Genomic DNA, 5934 nt, shown 5'->3' with positions numbered 1-5934 from the left:
TGATGGCGCTGGCCGCGGGACTGCGCTCCGAAGGCGCACGCGAATGGAATTTTTCGCTGATCGGCATGAGCGACCGCGAGCTGCTGGCCGCTTCGCAGCTGGCCTGCGAGCGCGAGGTGTGGGACCGCTGCATCAACAGCAGCGACCGCACCCGCGCCGAGTTCGACCTGAACCAGCGCTACCCGATGCCGCACCGCGAGCAGTTGCTGCCGCGCGCCAGCGAGATCGGGCTGGACCCGGCCTATGCCTACGGGCTGATCCGCCAGGAGTCGCGCTTCTACGTGGACGCGCGCTCGGCCGTCGGCGCATCCGGGCTGATGCAGGTCATGCCCTCGACCGCGAAGTGGACCGCGAAGAAGATTGGCCTGGACTATCGGCCCGACATGCTGAGCGACCGCGACACCAACCTTCGCCTGGGCACCGCCTACCTCAAGCTGGCGCTGGATGACTTCAGCGGCTCGCAGACGCTGGCCGCCGCGGCCTACAACGCGGGCCCAGGCAGGCCGCGCCGCTGGCGCGACGGCCCGGTGCTGGAAGCGGCGATCTGGACCGAGAACATCCCGTTCAACGAGACGCGCGACTATGTGAAGAAAGTGCTGTCCAACGCCACCTACTACGCCGGCCTGATGAGCGGCAAGCCCGCCTCGCTGAAGGCGCGCATGGGTGGCAGCATCGGCCCGCGCGACAGCAGCGTGCCCGAGCCGGCGCCGGACCTGCCTTCGCGCGTGGACCCCACAACAGGCGAAGGAGCCTCACGATGAACCAGGTGCTGATCCTCGGCGGCAGTGGCTTTGTCGGCCGCACGCTGTGCGAACTGCTGGTGCGCGGTGACGACTTTGCGGACGGCCGCTTCCACGAGGCCCTTGGCAACGCGCTGGGCCGCCGCGACACCGCGCTGCGCCTGGTGGTGCCCACTCGCCGGCGCGTCAACGCCCGCAACATCCTGCCGCTGCCGCTGGTCGACCTGCTGGAAGCCGATGTGCATGACGACAAGGCGCTGGACGGGCTGCTCCAGGGCTGCGACGCGGTGGTCAACCTGATCGCGAAGCTGCAGGGCAGCGAGGCCGAGCTGGATGCGGTGAACGCCAAGCTGCCGGCCCGTCTGGCCGCCGCCTGCCAGCGCACCGGCGTGAAGCGCGTGGTGCATGTCAGCGCACTGGGTGCGGCCTCCGATGCGCCTTCGCGTTACCTGCGCAGCAAGGCCAAGGGCGAGGCTGCGCTGCAAGGCAAGGGCCTGACAGTGACGGTGCTGCGCCCCTCGGTGATCTTCGGCGACGGCGACCACATCACGCCGCTGTTCGCCTCGCTGCAGCGCCGCTTCCCGGTCCTGCCGCTGGCCGGCGCACACGCGAAGATGCAGCCAGTGTGGGTGGGCGACGTGGCCGCGGCGATTACCAAGGTGCTGAGCTGGCCGGCCACGCAAGCTACGCCAACGGTGATCGAATGCGCTGGGCCGGAAGTCGTCACGCTGGGTGAACTGGCCCAGCAGGCCGGCTGGGCCGCGGGCCAGGCGCGGCCGGTGTGGGCGTTGCCCGGCCCGCTGGCCACGCTGCAGGCCATGCTGATGGAACTGGCCCCCGGCGAGCCGCTGCTGAGCCGAGACAACCTGGCCAGCCTCACCGTGCCCAACGTGGCGAGTGCAAACACGCCCGGCCTGGCCTCGCTGGGCATCGTGCCGCAGCCCATGTCAGCCATCCTGCCCGCCACCCTGGGTGCCGGCCAGCGCTGCGCCCGGCTGGACGGCTTTCGCGCCCGCCACCGCTGAAACAGGACGGCCCTCGCATGAAAGCCTACGTGGTGGGCGGCGCGGTGCGCGACGCGCTGCTGCAGCGTCCGGTCAACGACCGTGACTGGGTCGTCGTCGGCGCGACGCCGGCCGAAATGATCGCCGCCGGCTACACGCCCGTCGGCGCGGATTTCCCGGTCTTCCTGCACCCGCAAACGCACGAGGAATACGCGCTGGCCCGCACCGAGCGCAAGACCGCGCCGGGCTACAAGGGCTTTGTGTTCCACACCTCGCCCGAGGTCACGCTGGCCGAGGATCTGGCCCGGCGCGACCTGACGATCAACGCGATGGCGCGCGACGACGACGGCGCATTGGTCGACCCCTTCAACGGCCAGCGCGACCTGCAGCAGCGCGTGCTGCGCCACGTCGGCGAAGCCTTTGCCGAAGACCCCGTGCGCATCCTGCGCCTGGCCCGCTTCGCAGCCCGTTTCGACGACTTCACGGTCGCCCCCGAGACCGAGGCGCTGATGCAGCAGATGGTGACGGCCGGCGAGGTCGACGCGCTGGTGCCGGAGCGCGTGTGGCAGGAGGTCTCGCGCGGGCTGATGGAAAGCAAGCCCAGCCGCATGTTCGAGGTGCTGCGGCGCTGCGGCGCACTGGCCCGGCTGATGCCCGAGCTGGACCGGCTCTGGGGCGTGCCGCAGCCGCCTGCGCACCACCCCGAAGTGGACACCGGCGTTCACGTGATGCTGGTGCTGGACATGGCCGCGCAGATGGCCGCGCCGCTCACAGTGCGCTTCGCCTGCCTCTGCCACGACCTGGGCAAGGGCACCACGCCGCCCGAAGAATGGCCGCGCCACCTGGCCCACGAAGCCCGCAGCGAAGACCTGGCACGCGAACTGGCCCTGCGCCTGAAAGCGCCCACCGAGTGCAGCGAACTTGCCCAGCTGGTCGCCCGCGAACACACCAACATCCACCGCGCCACCGAATTCAACGCCCGCGCGCTGATGCGCCTGATCGAACGCAGCGACGCCTTCCGCCGTCCGCAACGCTTCAAGGAAGCGCTGCAAGCCTGCGAAGCCGACGCCCGCGGCCGCACCGGTTTCCAGGACCGGCCCTACCCCAGCGGCCCGCGACTGCTCAAGGCCGTCGATGCCGCAATGGCCCTGCCCACAAAGCCGATCGCCAGCGGTGCGATGGCCAAGGGCGCCCAGGGCCCAGCAGTTGCGGAGGCCATCCGCCTTGCGCGACTGCAAGCGGTGGCGCAAGCGTTAGATGAACATCTCGACGAAGGTTGACAGCTCGGTTGCGAACTCGCGTCAATCGCAAATGGCTGCAGGCTACGCATTGCCTCTCTTGAACCAGCGAAGGCTGCTCGGGAAGAGGAACAACACCGCCGCCAGTCCGAACACAACGCCTTGTCCAACGTAGATTGCCCGAAGCACCCCTGGGGGACTGGTCTCGTAGTACTGCATGCCCGCAACTGCCGTGAAGCCGAGAACGGCGAATGCCCACGGCAGTGAGCGCACCGCCTTGCGAACCAGGGCGTCAATCACCCACGCAGCGAGTGCGCCCGCCAACACAGTCAACACAAGGAGAGGCGTGCTGTGTTCTCCGTGTTTGATGTACAGGTCCGCGATGCCCATAAGTAAGCCTGCCACCCCAAGAAGTCCTGCGATTCTCGGAATCACGGGCGGTGGGCCAGGTGGCCTCCTCGGCACCTGACTCGGTTCCAGGTCGGTGACTTCTGCTTGCGGAGGTGAGTAGAGGTTCGGCTCGTTCACGGTCAGTTGCCCCCGCATTCCTTCGCAATCACCGGCGCCATGCGCGAATGCAGAGATCCAGACTTCTGCGCCTGTAGCAAGTCGTCAAAATGCGCAATGCGTGACTTCGGATCCTTGCTGACAAAGACTGCATAGGCCTTCAGCGTGCTCTCAACCCCCGCAACCTGCAACGATAGCTGGTCCCGAATGCCTGGATTCTGTATTTGGTACGCAAGGTTTCCGAACATCTGCTGGGCAAGCAGCACGGCACTGTTCGGAGGAGACTGACTTGGAACCGGTCCGAGAATTTCGCAAACCGTGATGCTGAAGTCTTTTGTCTCTTCTAGCCACTGCATCAGCCACTTTCGACTCTGTGCTGCCTCGACTCCGAGCGGATTCTTCTCCAGCGTGGCGACAAGTCTTACAACGCGCTCAGAATCTTTCTCTGGGCTTGAAGGGTCAGCGGCCAAAGCCAAGCCACTTGCCAGAATGAGCGAGATCAGTGAGACAAGGTTGCGCATGATTTGTTGGTGTGGCGGCGTGGCTTCTTGAGCAATTCCAGGGACGACGGCTTTGCTCTGGAGGCCGCATGGATGCAGAACCCGCCGTCACAACACCATCATCACACCCGACGCCACCAGGCTGAGCAGGATGCAACTCGCAAACGGCAGGAAAATTTGCCGGCCGAAGACGCGAAAGCGGACGTCGCCGGGCAGGCGGCCAAGGCCGAGTTTCTGCAGCCAGTCGCCGGCGCGGTTGAAGATCAGGCAGATCAGCAGCAGGACAATCAGCCAGCGCATGGGGTTCCCTGGCTCATAGCCGGTGCATGCGGTCGCCGTGGGCGAAGCCCAGCGGGTTGAACTGCAGGCCGGCGGTGGCGAAGGCGATGACCTTGAACAGCTCGCCCATCTCGTGTTCGGTGACCAGCTTCTGGCCCATGGCACGTTCGCGCAGCTCGGCGCCGGCCATCATCTCGGCGATGCCGCAGTTGAAGAGGAAATGCGCCTGGCTGGTGTAGCCGATCACGTCCAGTCCGGCTTGCTGGCCGGCCAGCGCGATGCCTGTGAAGTTGACGTGCGCGGTCAGGTCCTTCTCGCCCGGGTCGCCCAGCGGGTCGTGGTCGACCTGGTGCAGGCGGTGGGCGATGAGCGTGCCCTGGTGGCGCTGCAGGTGGTAGTACTCGGCCTCGGGGAAGCCGTAGTCCAGGAAAAACGCCGCGCCGCGCTGCAGGTGCTCGGCCAGGCTGCGCATGAAGGCCTCGGCCTGCGGGTGGATTTCGGTGACCATGCCGGGCAGCACGGCGCCGCCTTCCACGTCGATGAAAGGGATCGTCAGCTCGCTGGGCCGGTCGGCGAACAGGAGCTGGCCGGCTGCGCCCAGCGCCACGCCGCGCTCGTGCCAGCCACCTTCGGGCTGGCGCACCAGCAATTGCACCGGCATCGCGTCCAGCACCTCGTTGCCGACCACCACGCCTTGCATCGCGGCCGGCCATTCGCTGGCCCATGAGACCCGCTCGCCAAAGCGGGCGAGGCGCAGGGCCTGACGCTCGCGCAGCGTGCCGCTGAGGTCGATGATGGTGTAGCGCGTCAGCGGCTGGTCCAGCGCGTCCAGCGCGCTGATCAACTGCTCGGCCAGCGCGCCGGAGCCGGCGCCGAATTCGAAGACTTCCGTCGTGCCGCTCTCGCGCAAGGCCTGCGCGACCTGCACGGCCAGCGCTCGGCCGAACAGCGGCGTCAACTCCGGGGCGGTGACAAAGTCGCTGCCGCTTTGCGGCATCAGGCCGAACTTGCGGCTGCTGTTGGCGTAATAGCCCAGGCCGGGCTGGTACAAGGCCATGGCCATGTAGCGGTCAAACGGCAGCCAGCCGCCATTGGCCGCGATGGCCTGGGCGATCAGCGTCAGCAAGTCGGCAGACGCCGTGCCGGGCAAGGCCTCACCCGGCCGCTGTGCTGGCGGCACCGATACACTGTCGGGTTGGCTTTTTCGCATCGCGAGATTGTAGGTTCCATGGCTTCGCCCTCCTCCCTTGCTGCCTCACTGCCCGCTGGCGTGCGCCCGGTTTCGCTGGTCACCGGCGGCGCGCGGCGCATTGGCCGCGAGATCGCGCTGCACCTGGCGCGCCACGGACACGACCTGGCGCTGCACTGTCGGCAGTGGGGTGACGAGGCCGAGGTGACTGCAGCCGAACTGCGGGCGCTGGGTGCGCAGGTGACCGTGCTGCAGGCCGAGCTGGCGGACGAGGCCGAATGCAGGGCGCTGGTGCCGGACGCGGTGGCCCGCCTGGGCCGGCTGGACGCGGTGGTCAACAACGCTTCGCTGTTCGAATACGACGATGCCACCACGGCCAGTACCGCGCTGATGGCAAGCCACTGGGCCGCGAACACCGCCGCGCCGGTGCTGGACATGACCCGGCTGCGCGGCGGCCTGGGCCTGCAGATGACGCCG

8 protein-coding genes are annotated in these 5934 nt (G+C 67.7%); 4 read left to right on the top strand and 4 right to left on the bottom strand.

The window, feature by feature from the left end; genetic code table 11:
- The 3 genes from FKP22_RS18535 to FKP22_RS18525 form a co-directional block, all read left to right on the top strand.
- Positions 1–761 (top strand): lytic transglycosylase domain-containing protein (locus tag FKP22_RS18535; RefSeq protein WP_141289137.1); only part of this gene is annotated, 761 nt, incomplete at its 5' end.
- Complete coding sequence (locus tag FKP22_RS18530; RefSeq protein WP_141289135.1) at positions 758–1765, top strand: complex I NDUFA9 subunit family protein; 1008 nt, start codon at positions 758–760, stop codon at positions 1763–1765. The genes FKP22_RS18535 and FKP22_RS18530, both read left to right, overlap by 4 nt.
- Positions 1766–1782: 17 nt before the next feature.
- Entirely contained in the window at positions 1783–3024 is a 1242-nt protein-coding gene (locus tag FKP22_RS18525; protein ID WP_141289133.1) for a multifunctional CCA addition/repair protein, read from the top strand.
- 42 nt (positions 3025–3066) lie between these two features.
- On the opposite strand, the gene FKP22_RS18520 is transcribed toward FKP22_RS18525, so the two are convergent.
- From FKP22_RS18520 to FKP22_RS18505, 4 genes are all read right to left on the bottom strand, one after another.
- Positions 3067–3372, bottom strand: a complete 306-nt coding sequence (locus FKP22_RS18520) for a hypothetical protein (RefSeq protein WP_141289131.1) — start codon at positions 3370–3372, stop codon at positions 3067–3069.
- Positions 3373–3512: 140 nt separating this feature from the next.
- A complete protein-coding gene (locus tag FKP22_RS18515) occupies positions 3513–4010 on the bottom strand; it encodes a hypothetical protein (RefSeq protein ID WP_141289129.1) in 498 nt (165 codons plus the stop codon).
- Positions 4011–4097: 87 nt separating this feature from the next.
- Positions 4098–4289 (bottom strand): DUF2905 domain-containing protein, encoded by a 192-nt coding sequence (locus FKP22_RS18510; RefSeq protein WP_141289127.1) that lies wholly within the window; start codon positions 4287–4289, stop codon positions 4098–4100.
- 13 nt (positions 4290–4302) lie between these two features.
- Positions 4303–5478, bottom strand: coding sequence for a class I SAM-dependent methyltransferase (locus tag FKP22_RS18505; protein WP_141289125.1), 1176 nt, complete (start codon positions 5476–5478; stop codon positions 4303–4305).
- An 18-nt stretch (positions 5479–5496) separates the two neighbouring features.
- On the opposite strand from FKP22_RS18505, the gene FKP22_RS18500 reads away from it, so the two are divergent.
- Positions 5497–5934, top strand: a 438-nt coding sequence (locus FKP22_RS18500) for an SDR family NAD(P)-dependent oxidoreductase (RefSeq protein ID WP_141289123.1), incomplete at its 3' end; no start/stop codon positions are given.

Origin of the sequence: Ideonella azotifigens (genome assembly GCF_006519715.1) — a bacterium.
GTDB lineage: Bacteria > Pseudomonadota > Gammaproteobacteria > Burkholderiales > Burkholderiaceae_C > Ideonella > Ideonella azotifigens.
Note: the sequence above shows the minus strand (reverse complement) of the source record. Positions and strands in the feature narration are given on the sequence as shown.